General features: G+C 71.8%; 13 protein-coding genes and 1 pseudogene. 4 read left to right on the top strand and 10 right to left on the bottom strand.

The genetic code is table 11. The features are described from left to right. Positions 1–86: 86 nt before the first annotated feature. The 4 genes from whiA to uvrC are packed head-to-tail and all read right to left on the bottom strand — an operon-like array spanning position 87 to position 5147. The gene (gene whiA, locus EAO70_RS22350) at positions 87–1076 is read right to left on the bottom strand and encodes a DNA-binding protein WhiA (protein ID WP_148004599.1); all 990 of its coding nucleotides are present in this window, start codon (positions 1074–1076) and stop codon (positions 87–89) included. Next, positions 1067–2101 (bottom strand): uridine diphosphate-N-acetylglucosamine-binding protein YvcK, encoded by a 1035-nt coding sequence (gene yvcK / locus EAO70_RS22345; protein ID WP_148004598.1) that lies wholly within the window; start codon positions 2099–2101, stop codon positions 1067–1069. Before yvcK ends, whiA begins: the two co-directional genes overlap by 10 nt. Next, positions 2098–3147, bottom strand: a complete 1050-nt coding sequence (gene rapZ, locus EAO70_RS22340) for an RNase adapter RapZ (RefSeq protein WP_148004597.1) — start codon at positions 3145–3147, stop codon at positions 2098–2100. The genes yvcK and rapZ overlap by 4 nt, the downstream gene beginning before the upstream one ends. Continuing rightward, complete coding sequence (uvrC, locus tag EAO70_RS22335; RefSeq protein WP_148004596.1) at positions 3144–5147, bottom strand: excinuclease ABC subunit UvrC; 2004 nt, start codon at positions 5145–5147, stop codon at positions 3144–3146. The genes rapZ and uvrC overlap by 4 nt, the downstream gene beginning before the upstream one ends. A gap of 386 nt (positions 5148–5533) precedes the next feature. Between uvrC and EAO70_RS22330 the strand changes: the two are divergent. Beyond that, positions 5534–6046 (top strand): annotated as a pseudogene (locus tag EAO70_RS22330) (hypothetical protein); the annotation flags it as partial. A gap of 57 nt (positions 6047–6103) precedes the next feature. Here EAO70_RS22330 and EAO70_RS22325 read toward each other — a convergent pair. Together EAO70_RS22325 and uvrA are read right to left on the bottom strand one after the other, a co-directional pair. Continuing rightward, entirely contained in the window at positions 6104–6544 is a 441-nt protein-coding gene (locus tag EAO70_RS22325) for a Rieske (2Fe-2S) protein (RefSeq protein ID WP_148004595.1), read from the bottom strand. Between the two features lie 165 nt (positions 6545–6709). Next, positions 6710–9772, bottom strand: coding sequence for an excinuclease ABC subunit UvrA (uvrA, locus tag EAO70_RS22320; protein WP_148004594.1), 3063 nt, complete (start codon positions 9770–9772; stop codon positions 6710–6712). A 228-nt stretch (positions 9773–10000) separates the two neighbouring features. On the opposite strand from uvrA, the gene EAO70_RS22315 reads away from it, so the two are divergent. The 3 genes from EAO70_RS22315 (at position 10001) to EAO70_RS22305 (ending at position 12919) form a co-directional block, all read left to right on the top strand. Beyond that, positions 10001–10684 (top strand): maleylpyruvate isomerase family mycothiol-dependent enzyme, encoded by a 684-nt coding sequence (locus EAO70_RS22315; RefSeq protein ID WP_148004593.1) that lies wholly within the window; start codon positions 10001–10003, stop codon positions 10682–10684. Positions 10685–10729: 45 nt separating this feature from the next. Further along, positions 10730–11386, top strand: a complete 657-nt coding sequence (locus tag EAO70_RS22310) for an MBL fold metallo-hydrolase (RefSeq protein WP_148004592.1) — start codon at positions 10730–10732, stop codon at positions 11384–11386. A gap of 243 nt (positions 11387–11629) precedes the next feature. After that, the gene (locus tag EAO70_RS22305) at positions 11630–12919 is read left to right on the top strand and encodes an MFS transporter (protein WP_148004591.1); all 1290 of its coding nucleotides are present in this window, start codon (positions 11630–11632) and stop codon (positions 12917–12919) included. Between the two features lie 74 nt (positions 12920–12993). Here the strand turns inward: EAO70_RS22305 and EAO70_RS22300 are convergent, their stop codons facing one another. The 4 genes from EAO70_RS22300 to uvrB form a co-directional block, all read right to left on the bottom strand. Next, the gene (locus EAO70_RS22300) at positions 12994–13998 is read right to left on the bottom strand and encodes a TerC/Alx family metal homeostasis membrane protein (protein ID WP_148004590.1); all 1005 of its coding nucleotides are present in this window, start codon (positions 13996–13998) and stop codon (positions 12994–12996) included. A 309-nt stretch (positions 13999–14307) separates the two neighbouring features. Beyond that, the gene (locus EAO70_RS22295; protein WP_148004589.1) at positions 14308–16236 is read right to left on the bottom strand and encodes a TerD family protein; all 1929 of its coding nucleotides are present in this window, start codon (positions 16234–16236) and stop codon (positions 14308–14310) included. Positions 16237–16351: 115 nt separating this feature from the next. Further along, positions 16352–16930, bottom strand: a complete 579-nt coding sequence (locus EAO70_RS22290) for a TerD family protein (protein WP_148004588.1) — start codon at positions 16928–16930, stop codon at positions 16352–16354. 177 nt (positions 16931–17107) lie between these two features. Then, on the bottom strand, positions 17108–19243 hold the full coding sequence (gene uvrB, locus EAO70_RS22285) for an excinuclease ABC subunit UvrB (RefSeq protein WP_148004587.1): 2136 nt from the start codon (positions 19241–19243) through the stop codon (positions 17108–17110). Between the last annotated feature and the right edge of the window lie 199 nt (positions 19244–19442).

Below are 19442 nucleotides of genomic sequence, written 5' to 3'. Positions count from 1 at the left end.
CTCGCGGGGGGTACGGAAAAGCTGCCGGTGCGTCAGAAGAGCACCGGCAGCCCGGAGTTCGGAATTCCGTACGAAGGGTGATCCGGTCAGCCGACCAGGCTGTCGTCCAGCTCCTCGCTCAGGTTGGACTCGGTCCCCGGAATGCCCAGATCCTGCGCCCGCTTGTCGGCCATCGCCAGCAGCCGACGAATCCGGCCGGCCACCGCGTCCTTCGTCAGCGGCGGGTCGGCGAGCGCGCCCAGCTCCTCCAGGGAGGCCTGCTTGTGCTCCATCCGGAGCCGGCCGGCCGCCGCGAGGTGCTCGGGCACCTCCTCGCCGAGGATCTCCAGGGCGCGCTGCACCCGGGCCCCGGCGGCGACCGCGGCACGCGCCGAACGGCGCAGGTTGGCGTCGTCGAAGTTGGCCAGCCGGTTGGCGGTGGCTCGGACCTCGCGCCGCATCCGCCGCTCCTCCCAGGCGAGCACCGACTCGTGCGCGCCCAGCCGGGTCAGCAGGGCGCCGATCGCGTCGCCGTCGCGGACGACGACCCGGTCCACGCCCCGCACCTCACGGGCCTTCGCCGCGATGGAGAGCCGGCGCGCCGCGCCGACCAGGGCGAGTGCCGCCTCGGGTCCGGGGCAGGTGACCTCCAGGGAGGAGGACCGGCCCGGCTCGGTCAGCGAGCCGTGCGCGAGGAAGGCACCCCGCCAGGCCGCCTCGGCGTCGCAGGTCGCCCCGGACACCACCTGCGGCGGAAGCCCCCGGATGGGGCGGCCCCGGCCGTCCACCAGACCCGTCTGCCGGGCCAGCTGGTCGCCTCCGGCGACCACCCGCACCACGAAGCGCGAGCCGCGCCGCAGCCCGCCGGGGGCCATGACGATGAGCTCCGAGCTGTGCCCGAAGATCTCCAGGATGTCCCGCTTGAGCCGGCGCGCCGCCATCGCGGTGTCCAGCTCCGCCTCGATCACGATGCGGCCGCTCACCAGGTGCAGCCCGCCCGCGAACCGCAGGATCGACGAGACCTCTGCCTTCCTGCAGCAGGTCCGGGTGACGGGAAGCCGGGAGATCTCGTCCTTCACCGCTGCCGTCATCGCCATGGGCCGATCCTTCCATGCATCCGAAAAATACGGTCGTACGCGGCGGCCAGCAGCTCCGGGTCGTGCTTCGGGGAGCCGTCGGACCCGGCCACCGGCGCCAGCTCGACCGCGGCGCCGAGCCGCTTGGCGGCATCGACGAGGGGCTCCCTCGCTGACACGTCGGGCACGGCGGCCTCGTCGGCCAGCACCACGTCCAGGGCGAGTTTAGGGGCGTGTCGTCCCAAAACCTCCAAATGACGCTGCGGGGAGAAGCCCTCGGTTTCTCCGGGCTGCGGCACGAGGTTCAGCGAGAGGACCTTTCGGGCCTTCGTCTCGGCCAGCGCGTCGAGCAGTTCGGGCACGAGGAGGTGCGGGATCACCGAGGAGAACCAGGACCCCGGGCCGAGGACCACCCAGTCCGCGTCCAGGACCGCCTCGACCGCCTCCGGCACCGCCGGCGGGTCGTTCGGCACGAGGTGCACGGACTGCACCTCGCCCGGGGTGAGCGCCACGGTCGCCTGACCGCGCACGGTGTCCACGTCGTCCGGGCGCTCCGGGTCGTGCCCCTTGACCAGGGCCTGGAGCTCCAGGGGTACGGCGGACATGGGCAGCACCCGGCCCTGGGCGCCGAGCAGCCGGCCCACCAGGTCGAGGGCCTGCACGGGGTCGCCGAGCTGCTCCCAGAGGGCGACGATCAACAGGTTGCCGACGGCGTGCCCGTTGATCTCGCCCTTGGACTGGAAGCGGTGCTGGATGACCCGGGCCCAGGTCTGGCCCCAGTCGTCGTCGCCGCAGAGGGCGGCGAGCGCCTTGCGGAGGTCGCCCGGGGGCAGCACGCCCAGCTCCTCGCGGAGCCGGCCGCTGGAACCCCCGTCGTCGGCGACGGTGACGACGGCGGTGAGGTCGCCGGTGATCCGGCGGAGGGCGGCGAGGGAGGCGGAGAGGCCCATCCCGCCGCCCAGCGCGACCACCTTCGGCTGGGCGCCGCGCCTGCGGAGCGTACGCCGCACCGAGAGGGTGGAGGCACGACGGCGGTGGGGCCTCACTCGCGCCCCATGTCCCGGTGCACGACGACGGTCTCGACCCCTTCGGCGGCGATCCGGGCGGCGAGCCGCTCGGCGGTGGCCACGGAGCGGTGCTTGCCGCCGGTGCAGCCCACCGCGATGGTCACGTACCGCTTGCCCTCGCGGCGGTAGCCCGCGGCGATCAGCTGGAGGAGCTCCGTGTAGCGGTCGAGGAACTCCTTGGCGCCGGGCTGGTTGTAGACGTAGTTCGACACCTCCTCGTTGAGGCCGGTGAAGGGGCGCAGCTCGGGAACCCAGTGCGGGTTCGGCAGGAAGCGCATGTCGACGACGAGATCGGCGTCGACCGGCAGGCCGTACTTGAACCCGAAGGACATGACGGTGGCCCGCAGCTCGGGCTCCTCGTCCCCGGCGAACTGGGCGTCCATCTTGGCGCGCAGCTCGTGCACGTTCAGGCTGGAGGTGTCGATCACCAGGTCGGCGTCCCCGCGCAGCTCGCGCAGCAGATCCCGCTCGGCCGCGATGCCGTCGGTGATCCGGCCGTCGCCCTGGAGCGGGTGCGGCCTGCGGACCGATTCGAACCTTCGCACGAGGGCGTCGTCGGACGACTCCAGGAAGACGATCCGGCGGGTGACCTGCTTGGCGTCCAGGTCGGCGAGGGACTCCCTCAGGTTGTCGAAGAACTGCCGGCCGCGGACGTCCACGACGACGGCGATCCGGGCGACGTTGCCCTGGGAGCGGGCGCCGAGCTCCACCATGGTGGGGATCAGCGCGGGCGGCAGGTTGTCCACCACGAACCAGCCGAGGTCCTCCAGACACTTCGCCGCGGTGGACCGGCCGGCTCCGGACATGCCGGAGATGATCACCAGCTCCGGAATGGCCGCCTCGGCGCCGTTGTCGCCGGGGATCTCCTTCGTGCCCGTACTCACGTGTCCTGCTCCGTCTTCTCGGTCGTGCGTGTGCTGCGTGTGCTGCGGTTCGTGCGTGTGCTGCGTGTCGTGCGGTTCATGACTGTTCTGCGTGTCGTGCGGGTGCTGCGGTTCGTTCCGGTCCTGCTCGTGCGCGGTCATGCCGTGCCGCCCCCGTCGTCATCCATGATCTCTCCTGTCGCCATGTTCACGGCGGGTCCGGCCGGGGCCGCCTGCGCGAGGGCCACGACGACCGCCTCCGCGGTCTTGCGACCCATGCCGGGGACCTCACAGATCTGCTCGATTGTCGCCTGCCGGAGCCGCTTCACCGAGCCGAAATGCTTGATCAACGACTGTTTCCGGGTCTCGCCGAGGCCGGGGACGTCGTCGAGCGGGCTCGTCCGGATACGTTTCGTCCGCTTGGACCGCTGATAGCGGATCGCGAAGTCGTGAGCCGTGTCACGTACCCGCTGGAGGAGGTACAGGCCCTCGCTGGAGCGGGGCAGCACCACCGGGTCGTCGTCACCGGGCAGCCACACCTCCTCCAGGCGCTTGGCGAGCCCGCACACCGCGATGTCGGTGATCCCCAGCTCGTCGAGGGCTCGCCGGGCCGCCGCCACCTGCGGCTGCCCGCCGTCCACCACGACGAGCTGCGGCGGGTACGCGAAGCGCTTGGGCCGACCGCTCTCCTCCGGGTCCTCGACGACACCCTCGGGGTCCCACTCCCCCGTCTGCTCCTTCTCCAGGAGGTAGCGGCGGAAGCGGCGGCTGATCACCTCGTGCATGGACCGCACGTCGTCCTGGCCCTCGCCGTGCCAGACCTGGGTGTCTCCGACCCGCCCCTTGATCTGGAAGCGGCGGTACTCGCTCTTGCGGGGCAGACCGTCCTCGAACACCACCATCGAGGCCACCACGTCGTCGCCCTGGAGGTGCGAGATGTCGAAGCACTCGATCCGCAGCGGCGCCGAGTCCAGGTCCAGCGCCTCGGCGATCTCCTCCAGGGCGCGGGAGCGGGTGGTCAGGTCGCTGGCGCGCTTCGTCTTGTGCAGGACGAGCGCCTGCTGGGCGTTGCGCGCGACCGTCTCCATCAGGTCCTTCTTGTCGCCGCGCTGCGGGATCCGCAGGGAGACGTTGGACCCGCGGCGGCCGGAGAGCCAGGCGGTGACCGCCCCGGCGTCCTCGGGCAGGGCCGGGACCAGCACCTCCTTGGGCACCGTGTCCCCGCTCTCCTCGCCGTACAGCTGCTGGATCGCGTGCTCGACGAGCCCGGCCGTGTCCACCGCCTCGACCTTGTCGGTGACCCAGCCGCGCTGGCCGCGGACCCGGCCGCCGCGCACGTGGAAGATCTGCACCGCCGCCTCCAGCTCGTCCTCCGCGAGTGCGATCAGGTCGGCGTCCGTGGCGTCGGCGAGCACGACCGCGCTCTTCTCCATGGCCCGGCGCAGCGCCTCTATGTCGTCGCGGAGCCGCCCCGCCCTCTCGTACTCCATGTCCTCGGCCGCGAGCATCATCTGCTTCTCCAGCCGGCGGATGTACGTACCGGTGCGGCCGGCCATGAAGTCGCTGAACTCCTCGGCCAGTTCCCGGTGCTCCTCGGGGGTGACGCGGCCGACGCAGGGGGCCGAGCACTTCCCGATGTAGCCCAGGAGGCAGGGGCGCCCGGCGGACGCCGCGTTCCGGAAGACACCGGCCGAGCAGGTACGCACCGGGAAGACCCGCAGCATCAGGTCGACGGTCTCGCGGATCGCCCACGCGTGCGCGTACGGCCCGAAGTAGCGCACGCCCTTCTTCTTGTGGCCGCGCAGGACCTGGACGCGGGGGAACTCCTCGTTCATCGTCACGGCGAGGTACGGGTAGCTCTTGTCGTCCCGGTACTTCACGTTGAACCGGGGGTCGTACTCCTTGATCCAGGAGTACTCCAGCTGGAGCGCCTCGACCTCGGTCGACACGACGGTCCACTCCACGGAGGCCGCGGTGGTCACCATGGTGGCGGTCCGCGGGTGCAGGCTCGTCAGCGGCTGGAAGTAGTTGGCGAGCCGCTGACGGAGGGACTTCGCCTTCCCCACGTAGATCACCCGGCGGTGCTCGTCGCGGAACTTGTAGACCCCCGGCGAGTCGGGGATCTGACCCGGCTTGGGGCGGTAACTGGAGGGGTCTGCCATGCTCCCCACCCTACTGTCGGCCACCGACACTCCGACCGCGCGCACGCGTTGCGGCAGGGCTGGTGGAACGGGGCGCGGAGACGGAGCGGCCCCTCCGGAACGACGCGCGGGTGATCACCGCCGACGTGGCCGGGGGCACCTCGCCCACCCTCCGCGTGGGCAGGAGGCGGGTCGGGACCCGCTCTCGGTGGCCGAGGGCCTGGGTGGCGCGCCCGGGTCCGCCGCGCGGAGGCCGCACCCGCCCATGCCCGCCGCACGCCACGCAGGACCGCCCCGGGCCCGTAGAGGCCCGGGGCGGTGGCCGCCAGAGCGCAGCCGAGTACCAGCAGCGGCACCAGAGCGTGCCCGGGGCCCGGCGGTGCGGAGCCGGCTGCGGTCGATGCGGGGTACGGATCGGGGCCGGGCGGGAGCTGGTCGGGCGCGAGTCGCAGCAGGTGGTGCGGGCGCACCGGGACGGGGTGGACCGCTATCTGGCCATCCACCACGGGGACGCGGGCTGCGACCCGTCGCGGGTCGCGGTGCGGGCGGCGGAGAACTGCCGGACCGGGCGGGTGCGCTGGGACGCGGGCACGGGGGTGGTCGTCGCGGAGCTGCTCTTCGACACGCGGCTGCGCGCCGGGGACACATATGTCTTCTCGTACGGGTTCGAGGACGGTACGGGCGGGCCGAGCGGCGAGTACGTGCGGGGGTTCAGCTTCGCGGGCGGCCAGTACGTGCTGCAGGTCCGCTTCGACGAGGCGGCGCTGCCGGTGCGGTGCCGGAGGTTCACCCAGGCCTCGGCGGGCGCGCCACGCGGCGGCCGAGCGGACCTGACCGTGAGCGGCCACCACCGCACGGTGCACGTCGTGGAGCAGGGGGTACGCCCGGGAATCCTGGGCATCGACTGGGACTGGTCCTGAGAGGGCCCCGCACCAGGCAGATCTCGGACCGATGCGCCACCTCGGGCCCCGTGCCCGTCAGGCCTTCGGCGCCGCCGTCTCCGGGCCCGCGATCAGGCGGCCGTTCTCCACGCGGACCGGGACCGCGGGGAGCGGGACCGTGGCCGGGCCCCTGAGCGCCTTGCCCGTGGTCACGTCGAAGCGGCTGCCGTGGCAGGGGCAGTTGCCCTCGTTGTCCTCGATCTTGTCGAGGACGCAGCCGGCGTGGGTGCACTGGGCGCTGAACGCCTTGTACTGGCCCTCGGCCGGGCAGCTCACCACGACCTTCTGCTCGCGGTAGAGCTTGGCGCCGCCGACGGGGATCTCTTCCGGAGCGCCGAGGGCGACCGGGGCCGTCGGGGTCGGGACCCCGGCGTGGCCGAGCTTGGACTCGGTGGAGCAGGCGGCGACTCCCAGCCCGGCGGCACCGGCGAGAGCGGCGCCCTTCAGGACGGTGCGGCGGCTGGACTGGCCGGACATGGGTGCTCCACGGGGATCGGGGCAAGGTGTACCGAACCGACGATACCGGCGCGGATCCCGCCGCCGACGGCCGGGCCCGGCGAGGCGGCCGCGGGACGCGGCAGTCCGCCCGGGCACGTCCGGAGACGCGGCGGGGCCCCCGTGAAGGGGGCCCCGCCGGGGACGTCAGGCCTTGCGGGCCCGGGTCGTCGCCTTCTTCGCGGCGGCCTTGGTGGCGGTCGCCTTCGTGGCCGTCTTCTTGGCAGCGGCCTTGGTGGCGGTGGTCTTCGCCGTGGTCGCCTTGGTCGCGGCCTTCTTGGCGGTCGCCTTGGCCGGGGCCTTCTTCGCCGCGGTCTTCCGCGTCCCGCGCGCCGCCGGGACGGTCGCCCCGGAGTCGCTGACCCGGTCCGCGCCGAGGACCTCGCGGAGGAACTTGCCGGTGTGGCTCTCCGGGACCGAGGCGACCTCCTCCGGCGTGCCCTCGGCGACGACCAGACCGCCGCCGCTGCCGCCCTCGGGGCCCATGTCGATGAGCCAGTCCGCGGTCTTGATGACATCGAGGTTGTGCTCGATGACGATCACCGAGTTGCCCTTGTCGACCAGTCCGGAGAGAACCTTGATCAGCTTGGAGATGTCCTCGAAGTGCAGACCGGTGGTCGGCTCGTCCAGGACGTAGACCGTGCGGCCGGTGGAGCGCTTCTGGAGCTCGGAGGCGAGCTTCACGCGCTGCGCCTCACCGCCCGAGAGGGTCGGCGCGGACTGGCCGAGCCGGACGTACCCGAGGCCGACCTCGTTGAGCGTGCGCAGGTGGCGCGCGATGGTCGGGACGGCCTCGAAGAAGTCCAGGGCCTCCTCGATCGGCATGTTCAGGACTTCGGCGATGGACTTGCCCTTGTAGTGGACCTCCAGGGTCTCCCGGTTGTACCGGTCGCCGTGGCAGACCTCGCACGGCACGTAGACGTCCGGGAGGAAGTTCATCTCGATCTTGATCGTGCCGTCGCCGGAGCAGTTCTCGCAGCGGCCGCCCTTGACGTTGAAGGAGAACCGGCCGGGCAGGTAGCCGCGGACCTTGGCCTCCATCGTCTCGGCGAAGAGCTTGCGGACGTGGTCGAAGACGCCGGTGTACGTCGCCGGGTTCGACCGCGGGGTGCGGCCGATCGGGGACTGGTCGACGTGCACGACCTTGTCCACGAGGTCGTCGCCGTCCACCCGGGTGTGCCGCCCGGGCACCGACTTGGCGCCGTTCAGCTCGCGCGCCAGGTGGGTGTAGAGGATGTCGTTGACCAGGGTGGACTTGCCGGATCCGGAGACGCCGGTGACGGCGGTGAGGACGCCGAGCGGGAAGGAGACGTCGATGTCCTGCAGGTTGTTCTCGCGGGCCCCGTGCACGGTGAGCCGGCGGCCGCGGTCGACCGGGCGGCGGATGTCGGGGGTGGGGATCTCCCGGCGGCCCGAGAGGTACTGCCCGGTCATCGACTCCTCGTTGCCGAGGAGCTCCTTCAAGGTGCCGGAGTGGACGACCTTGCCACCGTGCTCACCGGCGCCGGGGCCGATGTCGACGATCCAGTCGGCGACCTTGATCGTGTCCTCGTCGTGCTCGACGACGATGAGCGTGTTGCCCATGTCCCGGAGGCGGACGAGGGTCTCGATGAGGCGGTGGTTGTCGCGCTGGTGGAGGCCGATGGACGGCTCGTCGAGCACGTACAGCACGCCGACCAGGCCGGAGCCGATCTGGGTGGCGAGCCGGATGCGCTGGGCCTCGCCGCCGGAGAGGGTGCCCGCGGCGCGGTTGAGCGAGAGGTAGTCGAGGCCGACGTCGACGAGGAAGCGGAGCCGCTCGTTGACCTCCTTGAGGACCCGCTCGGCGATCTTCTTGTCCCGGGCGTTCAACCGGAGGCGGGAGAGGAACTCGGCGCAGTCGCTGATCGACATCGCGGAGACCTCGGCGATGGACTTCTCCATCACCGTGACGGCGAGGACGATCGGCTTGAGGCGGGTGCCCTCGCAGGTGGGGCAGGGCACCTCGCGCATGTAGCCCTCGAAGCGCTCGCGGCTGGAGTCGCTCTCGGCCTCGGTGTGCCGCCGCTTGACGAAGGAGACGGCGCCCTCGAAGGCCGGGGTGGTGTACGCCCGCTCGCGGCCGTACCGGTTGCGGTAGCGCACCTCGACCTGGGTCTTGTGGCCGTACATCAGGGCCTTCTTGGCGCGCTGCGGCAGGGCCGCGTACGGCAGGTCCGTGCGGAAGCCGAGGGCCTGCGACAGACCGCCGATGAGCCGGCCGAAGTACTCCTTGGTGTGGCCGTGCGACCAGGGGTGGATCGCGCCCTCGTCGAGGGACTTGTCCTCGTCGGGGACGATCAGCTCCGGGTCGACCTCCATGCGGGTGCCGATGCCGGTGCAGTCGGGGCAGGCACCGAACGGCGAGTTGAAGGAGAAGGAGCGCGGCTCCAGCTCCTCGAAGGACAGGTCGTCGTACGGGCAGTAGAGGTGCTCCGAGTACATCCGCTCGCGCTCGGGGTCGTCCTCGGCGAGGTCGACGAAGTCGAGCACGACCATGCCGCCGGAGAGGCCGAGGGCGGTCTCCACCGAGTCGGTGAGGCGGCGCTTGGCGCTGCCCTTGACGGTGAGGCGGTCGACGACGACCTCGATCGTGTGCTTTTCCTGCTTCTTCAGCGTCGGCGGTTCGCTCAGCTGTACGGTCACGCCGTCCACGCGGGCGCGGCTGTAGCCCTTGGTCTGGAGGTCCGCGAAGAGGTCGACGAACTCGCCCTTGCGCTCGCGCACCAGCGGGGAGAGCACCTGGAAGCGGCTGCCCTCGGGGAGCTCCAGGACCCTGTCGACGATGGCCTGGGGCGACTGGCGGGAGATCGGCCGGTGGCACTCGGGACAGTGCGGCTTGCCGATGCGGGCGAAGAGCAGGCGGAGGTAGTCGTAGACCTCCGTGATGGTGCCGACCGTCGAGCGCGGGTTGCGCGAGGTGGACTTCTGGTCGATGGAGACCGCGGGCGACAGACCTTCGATGAAGTCGACGTCCGGCTTGTCCATCTGACCGAGGAACTGCCGGGCGTAGGAGGAGAGCGACTCGACGTAGCGGCGCTGCCCCTCGGCGAAGATCGTGTCGAACGCGAGGGAGGACTTGCCCGACCCCGAGAGTCCGGTGAAGACGATCAGGGAGTCGCGCGGGAGGTCGAGCGAGACGTTCTTGAGGTTGTGCTCACGAGCGCCACGGACGATGAGACGGTCGGCCACGCCGGTCCGCACCTTTCTTCAGAGAGCGGATGCTTCAGAGCGGATGCTTCAGGGAGCGAGTACCGCGGGACGGATGCCGCGGCGAGCTGATGTACCTGTCACACCCAACGCTTCAAGCATGCCGGATGCTTCCTTCGAGCCTATAGCACGCACATTCGATTTCCGGACTCGTGGAGAGCTGTTCACCCGAACGAGTGGCGGTACCCGGCTGCCACTAAGGTCGGCGCCATGATCGACCACGAACGCGACCTCGCTCACCTCCACGCGGCGACCGAAAGGCTGCTGACGGCGGCCGGCTCCCTGGACAACGCGGCCGGGGCCGAGCCGTCACGGCTGCCCGGGTGGACCCGCGGCCACGTGCTCGCCCACGTCGCCCGGAACGCCGACGCCCTGGTGAACGTCCTCCGGGGCCTCCCGATGTACCCCGACGCCGCGACCCGGGACGCCGACATCGAGCGCGACTCCGGCCGCCCCCTCGACGTCCAGCTCGCCGACCTGCGCGCGACCGCGGACCGCTTCCAGGCCCTGGGCGCCGAGCCCGCCGACTGGAGCCGGACCGTCGAGCTCCGCAACGGCGTCCTCGACAGCGCCTCCCGGATCCCCTTCCGCCGCTGGATCGAAGTCGAGCTCCACCACGTCGACCTCGGCGTCGGCTACGAGCTGGAGGACCTGCCCGAGGAGTTCACGGACCGCGAGACCGCCTTCCTCGCCGACCGCTTCGCCGGGCTGGAGAGCGTGCCGGCGACCTCCCTCCGGGCCGACGACGGCCGCGAGTGGAAGACCGGCGGCACGTCCGGCGGCGTCGCCGTCACGGGCCCCGCCGTCGAGATCCTCGGCTGGCTGGCCGGACGCCGCGACGGCTCGGCGCTGGAGACCACGGGCGGCCCCCTGCCGAAGCTCCCCCCGCTCTAGCGTCCACGGCCCCGCGCTGTCTGTGGGCGGGACTAGTCTGAGCGCATGACGTACAGCGGAGTGGTGAAGGTCGGCGGGGCGGCGGACGTGCACGAGCTGACGGACCTGATGATCTCGAAGGTCGCGGTCGGCCCGATGGACAACAACGCGTACCTGCTGCGCTGCCGGGCCACCGGCGAGCAGCTGCTGATCGACGCGGCCAACGACACCGACACCCTCCTCACCCTGATCGGCGACGACGGCATCGCGTCCGTCGTCACCACCCACCGGCACGGGGACCACTGGCAGGCGCTCGCCGACGTGGTCGCCGCGACCGGCGCGGTGACGTACGCCGGCGCGTACGACGCGGAGGGCATCCCGGTCGCGACCGACGTGCCCGTCGAGGACGGGGACGTGATCCGGGTCGGCCGGGTCGAGCTGACCGCGCGCCGCCTGGTCGGGCACACCCCGGGTTCGATCGCCCTCGTCTACGACGACCCGCACGGCCACCCGCACGTCTTCACCGGCGACTGCCTCTTCCCCGGCGGGGTGGGCAACACCTGGAAGGACCCCGAGGCCTTCGCGAGCCTGATCCACGACGTGGAGACCAAGCTCTTCGCCGTGCTGCCCGACGAGTCCTGGATCTACCCGGGCCACGGCAAGGACACCACGCTCGGTGACGAGCGGCCCTCGCTCGCCGTGTGGCGCGAGCGCGGCTGGTAGCCCCTGCCGGAGCCGCCCGTCTCCCGAGAGCGCGCGGCTGAACAGCCACGCGCTCCCGCACGCCCCCGTAACGCGGACGGCGGCGGGGTAGTTGGCGCGGCATGAGCCCTCGTAACGCTCCGTCGCCACCGGCTTCCCCGATTCCGTCCGTCAGCTCGTGCACGTCCGCCGCCCCGCCGACCTTCACCACTCCGCTGTACGTCATGCGCTCAGACTAGTCCCGCCCACAGACCCCCTCCCCCGATGGGCCGGCTCGCCGCCGCCTCGCTCGTGGGCACCGCGATCGAGTTCTTCGACTTCTTCGTCTACGGAACCGCCGCCGCCCTCGTCCTGGGGCCGCTCTTCTTCCCGACCTTCTCGCCGCTCGCCGGCACCCTGGCCGCCTTCGGGACCTTCGCCGTCGGCTTCCTCTCCCGGCCGCTCGGCTCGGTCCTCTTCGGCCACGTCGGCGACCGGTACGGACGGCGCCCGGTCCTCTTCGCCTCGCTGCTCCTGACCGGCGCCGCCACGGTCGCGGTCGGCTTCGTGCCCACGTACGCGACGCTCGGCATCGCCGCCCCGGTGCTGCTGCTCGTGCTCCGCTTCCTCCAGGGCCTGGGCCTCGGCGGCGAGTGGGGCGGAGCCGTGCTGCTCACCGCGGAGCACGCCCCCGAGCACCGGCGCGCGCTCTGGTCGAGCTTCCCGCAGATCGGCCCGTCGATCGGCTTCCTGCTGGCGAACGGGGTGATGCTGGCGCTCTCGGCCGGGCTGAGCGACGCGGAGTTCCGCTCCTGGGGCTGGCGGGTGCCGTTCTGGGCGGCCGGGCTGCTCGCCGCGGCCGGCCTGCTGCTGCGCTCCTCGCTCCGGGAGACCCCGCAGTTCGAGAAGCTGTCCGCGGCCGGGCGGACCGCGGGCGCGCCGCTGGCCGAGGTCGCCCGCGGCCACTGGCGGCTCGTGCTGCTGACGGCCGGGGCGCTGGCGGTCGGGTACGCCACCTTCTACACGGTCTCCACCTGGGCGCTGGCCTACGGGACCGAGCGGCTCGGGGTGAGCAGCACGGTGATGCTGGGCTGTGTCATGGCGGCGGTCGCGATCGCGGGGGCGGTGACGCCGTTCGTCGCGCTCCTCGCCGACCGCTGGGGCCGTCGGCCGCTGTGCCTGGCGGGGTGCGCGGCCTCCGCGCTGTGGATGTTCCCGATGGTGGGCCTGCTGCACACGGCGCGCCCGTGGCTGATGTTCCTGGGCTTCCTGGGGGCGCTGCTGGCGTTCATCACGATGTTCGCGGTGGTGGCGGCGTACCTTCCGGAGCTGTACGAGCCCCGTGTCCGCTGTACGGGCGCGGCCGTCGGCTACAACCTGGCCGGGGTGCTGGGCGGCGCCCTGACCCCCATCGTGGCCACCGCGCTCTCCCGTGACGGCTCGGGGCCGCCGTGGGGCGTCGCGGGCTATCTGACCGTGGTCGCCCTCGTCGGTCTCGGCTGCTTCACGCTCCTTCCGGAGACGCTGCCGGCCCGGGTCGCGCAGAGGGCCGAGACCGAGGCCGCCTCGGTCTGAGCGGGGGAACGGCGACGGCCGGCCGGGGAGTCCCCGGCCGGCCGTCGCCGTGTGCGTGCCGCGTGGCGCGCGGGTCAGGCGCCGATGCTGTCCTTCTTGGCGTCGTCGACGCCCTCCTCACCGGCGGCGGCCTCGGCCGCCTCCCGCTCCGACTGCCTCTTCGAGGCGATGAGGCTGGTGATCGTGGTGATCACCAGGACACCGCCGATGAAGGCGAGCGAGAACGGGATGGAGATCTCGGGGACGTGCACCCCGGACTCGTGCAGGGCGTGCAGCACCAGCTTGACGCCGATGAAGCCGAGGATCACCGACAGGCCGTAGCTGAGGTGGACCAGCTTCTTCAGCAGGCCGCCGATCAGGAAGTACAGCTGCCGCAGACCCATGAGGGCGAAGGCGTTGGCGGTGAAGACGATGTACGGGTCCTGGGTGAGGCCGAAGATCGCCGGGATGGAGTCGAGGGCGAAGAGGATGTCGGTGGTGCCGATCGCGAGCATGACGACCATCAGCGGGGTCATGATCCGCTTGCCGTTGTTCACGATGAACAGCTTCGTGCCGTGGTAGCGGTCGGCGACGCCGAAGCGCTTCTCGACGCTCTTGAGGAGGCGGTTCTCCTCCCAGTCGTCCTCGTCCTCGTCGGCGCGGGCCTCCTGGATGAGCTTCCAGGCGGTGTAGATCAGGAACGCGCCGAAGATGTAGAAGACCCAGGAGAAGCTCGCGATGATCGCGGCGCCCGCGGCGATGAAGATCGTGCGGAGCACCAGGGCGATCACCACACCGACGAGCAGCACGCGCTGCTGGAGGTGTGACGGGACCGCGAACTTCGCCATGATCAGGACGAAGACGAACAGGTTGTCGACACTGAGCGACTTCTCGGTGATGTATCCGGCGAAGAACTCGCCGGACGCCTGGGCGTTGCCGTAGAAGAGCAGGCCCAGTCCGAAGATCGCGGCCAGGACGATCCAGACGATGGTCCAGATCCCGGCTTCCTTGATCGACACGTCATGGGGCTTGCGCCCGATGAAGAAGTCGGCACCGATCAGGGCGGCGAGACCGAGAATGGTCACCACCCAGAGGGTCATTGAAACGTCCACTGCGCCTCCGGCGTCGTACGGCTACTGATCAGCGTCGTCGCTGCCGGAGGTCTCTTCCACCCGGGCGACGGACGATCGCCGCCGGGCCGACGCCCCGGGATCGGATCAGGATGATCCGTCCGTATTGACGGGTACGCCGCGCAATGGGGAGTACTCCCCTCCGCAGGAAGAACAGTACCCGAAAGACCAAGAGAAGGTAAAGAGAAGGGTAAAGAGCCCCCAAGAGGCCAGGTCAGAAGTACCGGAACTGACCCTGCCCCCTGGGCCGTTCGGGGCGTCGCAGTCCTCGGGGAGAGGTCAGGACCGGCCTCCGCGACGGGCGGCCGCCACCTGTCCGAGGACCTGCCGGAGCACCCCGCTGCCCCGGGGCGGCATCGGCGGCTCGTACGACCAGGCGTGGCCGACCCACGGATCGGCCAGGTGGTCGTCGGCGACCGGGGTGAGCCGGAGCAGCGAGCGCCACAGCGGGTCGAGGAGCGGCCCGTACGCGGACGCGTCCGCCCGGTCCGCCACCATCAGCAGATGGACGCCGACCGAGGGCCCCTCGTCCGCGAGGTAGCGCAGGCGGGTGACCGCCCGGTCGTCGAAGCCGTGCGGGAAGTCGTGCACGAGCAGCAGCTGCCGGGCACCGTCCAGCCCCGGCGGCAGTGCGTCGGCCGCGCCCGCGCGCACCGCCATCTGCAGCAGGTCGACCCGCTCGGTCAGCTGCTCCAGAACGGCCGAGACCCCTGCCGCGCCCCGGGCCGGCGGGGCCGCGAGGACACCCGTCTCCACGAGCGGCGCGAGGGCCGCGGCGCCCGCGCCCGCCGGGTCGACGACGTGCACGGTGAACGCGCCCGCGGGGTGCGCCGCGAGCAGCCGCGCCGCGTGCGCGACGGCGCAGTCCAGCGCGAACCGACGCAGTTCGGTCTCGTCGAGGAGGGCGGCGGCCTCGGAGTGTCCCCGGCCGCTGTCCACCCAGAGCCCCCGCTCCAGCGGGAGGCGGACGAGCATCGGGATCCGCAGGTCGGTCCGCTCGGGGAGGTGGAGGTCGCCGAGGCGGACGGCCATCGGCTCCTCGGCCGGGACGCGGTAGGCCTGCCAGACGGGGTTGTCCCAGCGGGCGAAGGCGGCCGGCAGGGCCGGCTCGACGACCTCGGACTCGGCCACGAGCTGGGCGAGGTCCCGGTCCAGGGCCTCCCGCGCCCGCGCCACCAGTTCGTCGTGCCGGGCCCGGGCGGCGGCCCGCGCGGCATCGTTGGCGCCGTCGGCGCGGGCCCGGTAGTCGGACAGCGTCTGGTCGAGCTCCCGGTCGAGCCGGTTCTCGGCGAACTCGCAGGCACTGCGGTACGCGGCGGCAGTCCTGGCCAGGTCCTCGAACATGCCCCACACCTGGTTGTACAGGCGCTCGTCCATGGACCAGCCCGACGCGTCCCCGGCGACCGGCGCGGGCGGCCCCGGCCGGGACTCCCCGCCGGGCTCGGGAGCGGCCGCGGGGCCGGGTGCCGGGGCGGTCCGGCGGCGCGGATGGGCGTAGTCGACGGGACCGCCGACCGTCGTCGGCGCGGGCTCGTCCGGCACCGTCGGCGGGCTGACCGGGACGGTCGGGGCCGGGTCCGCGGCGGACAGCGGCGCGGTGCTGCGCACCCGCTCCGCGTCGGGCGCGTGCTGCGCCGGAGCGGTGACCGGGGCGGGATCGGGCGCGACGGTCTCCAGGATCCTCGCGGCCAGGTCGGCGGGGTGCGGCAGGCCCTGGTCGCCGAGGAGGGCGGCGAGTCCGCCCTCGTATCCCTGGCCCATGGCGCGGACCTTCCAGGTGCCCTGGCGGCGGTAGAGCTCCAGGGCGACGACGGCGCACTCGCTGTCGAGCCCGGTGATCGTGTAGGTGGCGATCTCGGTGCCGCCGGGGGCGGCGACGGAGACGAAGGGGGCGGCGACCGAGCCGAAGCGGGCGGCTCCCCCGGCGCGCGGGCCGGGCAGGGCGAGGAGCACCGAGACGCGGTGGACGGCGCCGGGCACGGCGTCCAGGTCGACGGTGAGGCGGTGGTCGGCGGCGGCCTGTCCCGGCACGTCGACGCCGGGCAGGGAGGGCGCTCCGGGGTGGGCGATCCACTCCGCGCCGGGGACCCGGCCCTGCTCGTCGCCGAGGGTGGCTCCGGCGAGGACCGGGTGACCGGCCGACACCCGGATCTCCAGTCGGGTGTCGGGCAGGGGGTGGTTCTGCCCCCGGACCAGCTCGGCCGTCATCGGCTCTGTCCCCTCAGCGTTCGGCGTTCGGCATGCGGCAGGTGCGGTTCATGCGGGACAGCTCCCGGCGGCCTGCTGCCTCCGGGAGCTGTGGACGGGTGCGGTGCGGTGCTGCCTACAGGTGCGGCAGGATCGTCGGCATCAGGTCCTGGAAGGTGCGGCCGTTGGCCGGGTTGCCCAGGGCGGTCATCTGCCAGCCGGAGCCGACCCGGTGCACCTTGGCCATGATCTGCGCGGTGTAGTTGCCGCCGCCGTCGAGGGTGTAGCGCGCGAGCTCCTGGCCGTTCGTCTCGTCGACGATGCGGCAGAACGCGTTCTGCACCTCCTGGAACGTCTGGCCGGTGAAGGAGTTCACCGTGAAGACGATCTGGTCGATGTGGACCGGGACCCGCTGGAGGTCGACGAGGATCGCCTCGTCGTCCCCGCCCTGGCCGGCACCGCCGACCAGGTTGTCACCGGTGTGCTTGACCGAGCCGTCGTCGCTGACGAGGTGACGGAAGAAGACCACGTCGACCGGCTGCTTGTCCGCGAAGAGGACGGCCGAGGCGTCCAGGTCGATCTCCTGGGTGCGCTTGCCGAAGAGACCGCGGCGCGGCGCGGCCTGCCAGCCGAGCCCCATCCGCACCTGGCTGAGGCTGCCCCCGTCCCGCTTCTCCAGGCTGATGGCCTGGCCCTTGGTCATGTTGACCGACACGCGTCTGCCCCTCTCGTTGGCGTTCCCCGCGTCCGCTGTTCCGGTGCGTGCGGTTGCCGAGCACATTACGCAGCACCACTGACAGCGCGGGGGCGAGGTCCGGTTTTGTGTCGGTCTTGCAACACACCGGAGCGCGTGTCGGCCGCCGGACGGCCCCGCCCCCGCCGGGCCCGCGCCTCAGGCGAGTCCGGCCTCCCGCATCTGGCGCAACTCCTTCTTCAGCTCTCCCACTTCGTCGCGGAGCCGGGCGGCGACCTCGAACTGCAGCTCGGCGGCCGCCGCGCGCATCCGGTCGGTCATCTCCTCGATGATGGCGGCCAGTTCGGAGGCGGGCCGGTCGCCGAGCTCGACCGTCGAGCCCGCCCCGCCCTTGCCGCGGCCCTTCGGCCCGTGCGCGGCGAGCGAGGGGACGGGGGCCTTGGCGGCCTTGCCCTCCTTGCCCTGCCGGTAGCCGGTGCCGAGGAGTTCCTCGGTGTCGACCTCCTCGCGCGCGATGGTCGCGACGATGTCGTTGATCTTCTTGCGGAGCGGCTGGGGGTCGATGCCGTGCTCCGTGTTGTACGCGATCTGCTTCTCGCGGCGCCGGTTGGTCTCGTCGATGGCCTGCTCCATCGCCGGGGTGATCCGGTCCGCGTACATGTGGACCTGGCCCGAGACGTTGCGCGCGGCGCGGCCGATCGTCTGGATCAGGGAGGTCCCGGAGCGCAGGAAGCCCTGCTTGTCGGCGTCGAGGATGGCGACGAGGGAGACCTCGGGGAGGTCGAGGCCCTCGCGGAGGAGGTTGATGCCGACCAGGACGTCGTACTCGCCGGCGCGCAGTTCGCGCAGCAGCTCGATCCGGCGCAGGGTGTCGACGTCGCTGTGCAGGTACCGCACCTGGATGCCGAGCTCCAGGAAGTAGTCGGTGAGGTCCTCGGCCATCTTCTTGGTGAGGGTGGTGACGAGCACCCGCTCGTCGCGCTCGGTGCGCACCCGGATCTCGTGGACCAGGTCGTCGATCTGGCCCTCGGTGGGCTTGACGACGACCTCGGGGTCGACGAGCCCGGTGGGGCGGATGATCTGCTCGACGAAGCCGTCGCCGCGGGAGAGCTCGTACGTCCCCGGGGTCGCGGAGAGGTAGACGGTCTGGCCGATCCGCTCCTGGAACTCCTCCCACTTCAGCGGGCGGTTGTCGAGGGCGGACGGGAGCCGGAAGCCGTGGTCGACCAGGGTCCGCTTGCGGGAGGCGTCACCCTCGTACATCGCGCCGATCTGCGGCACGGTCACGTGCGACTCGTCGATGACGAGCAGGAAGTCCTCGGGGAAGTAGTCGATGAGCGTGTTGGGCGCGGAGCCCGGCTCTCGGCCGTCGAAGTGCATCGAGTAGTTCTCGATGCCCGAGCAGGAGCCGATCTGCCGCATCATCTCGATGTCGTAGGTGGTCCGCATGCGCAGGCGCTGGGACTCCAGGTGCTTGCCCTGCTTGTCCAGCTCGGCGAGGCGGCTCTCCAGCTCGCGCTCGATGTCGTTGACCGCGCGCTCCATGCGCTCGGGGCCGGCGACGTAGTGGCTGGCGGGGAACACGTACAGCTCGCGGTCCTCGCTGATCACCTCGCCGGTGAGCGGATGGAGGGTGGAGAGGGCCTCGATCTCGTCGCCGAACATCTCGATCCGGACGGCGAGCTCCTCGTAGACCGGGAAGATCTCGATGGTGTCGCCGCGGACCCGGAAGGTGCCGCGGGTGAACGCCAGGTCGTTCCGCGTGTACTGGATGTCGACGAAGCGGCGGAGCAGCTGGTCGCGGTCGAGTTCCGCGCCGACCTTGAGCGGGACCATCCGGTCCACGTACTCCTGGGGCGTGCCGAGGCCGTAGATGCAGGAGACGGAGGCGACCACGATGACGTCCCTGCGGGTGAGCAGGGAGTTCGTCGCGGAGTGCCGGAGGCGCTCCACCTCCTCGTTGATCGAGGAGTCCTTCTCGATGTACGTGTCCGACTGCGGCACGTACGCCTCGGGCTGGTAGTAGTCGTAGTACGAGACGAAGTACTCCACCGCGTTGTTCGGCAGGAGCTCGCGGAACTCGTTCGCCAGCTGGGCGGCCAGCGTCTTGTTCGGCGCCATCACCAGGGTGGGGCGCTGGAGCTTCTCGATCATCCACGCGGTGGTGGCGGACTTTCCGGTGCCGGTGGCACCGAGGAGCACGACGTCCTTCTCCCCCGCGCGGACACGCCGCTCCAGGTCGGCGATGGCCGTCGGCTGGTCGCCGCTGGGCTGGTAGGAGCTGACGACCTCGAAGGGCGCCACCGAACGTTCGATCTTGGAAACGGGCCGCATGCATCCACCGTACGACCCGGCACTGACACTCGGGCGGTGATCGGCCCGCGCGGGGGTCTCCGCTCACCAGTCCTGGGAGCGGTGGCCGCCCCGGGGGACGCTCCTGCGGGCCCCGCGCCCGGCGGGCCTCGCGGTCCAGTTCGCGGGCTCGCCGTAGGACGGGACGTGCCGCGGGGCCCGCAGGAGCGTCCCCCGGGGC

The sequence above is a fragment of the Streptomyces sp. adm13(2018) genome (assembly GCF_008042145.1).
Classification (GTDB): domain Bacteria; phylum Actinomycetota; class Actinomycetes; order Streptomycetales; family Streptomycetaceae; genus Streptomyces.
Note: the sequence above shows the minus strand (reverse complement) of the source record. Positions and strands in the feature narration are given on the sequence as shown.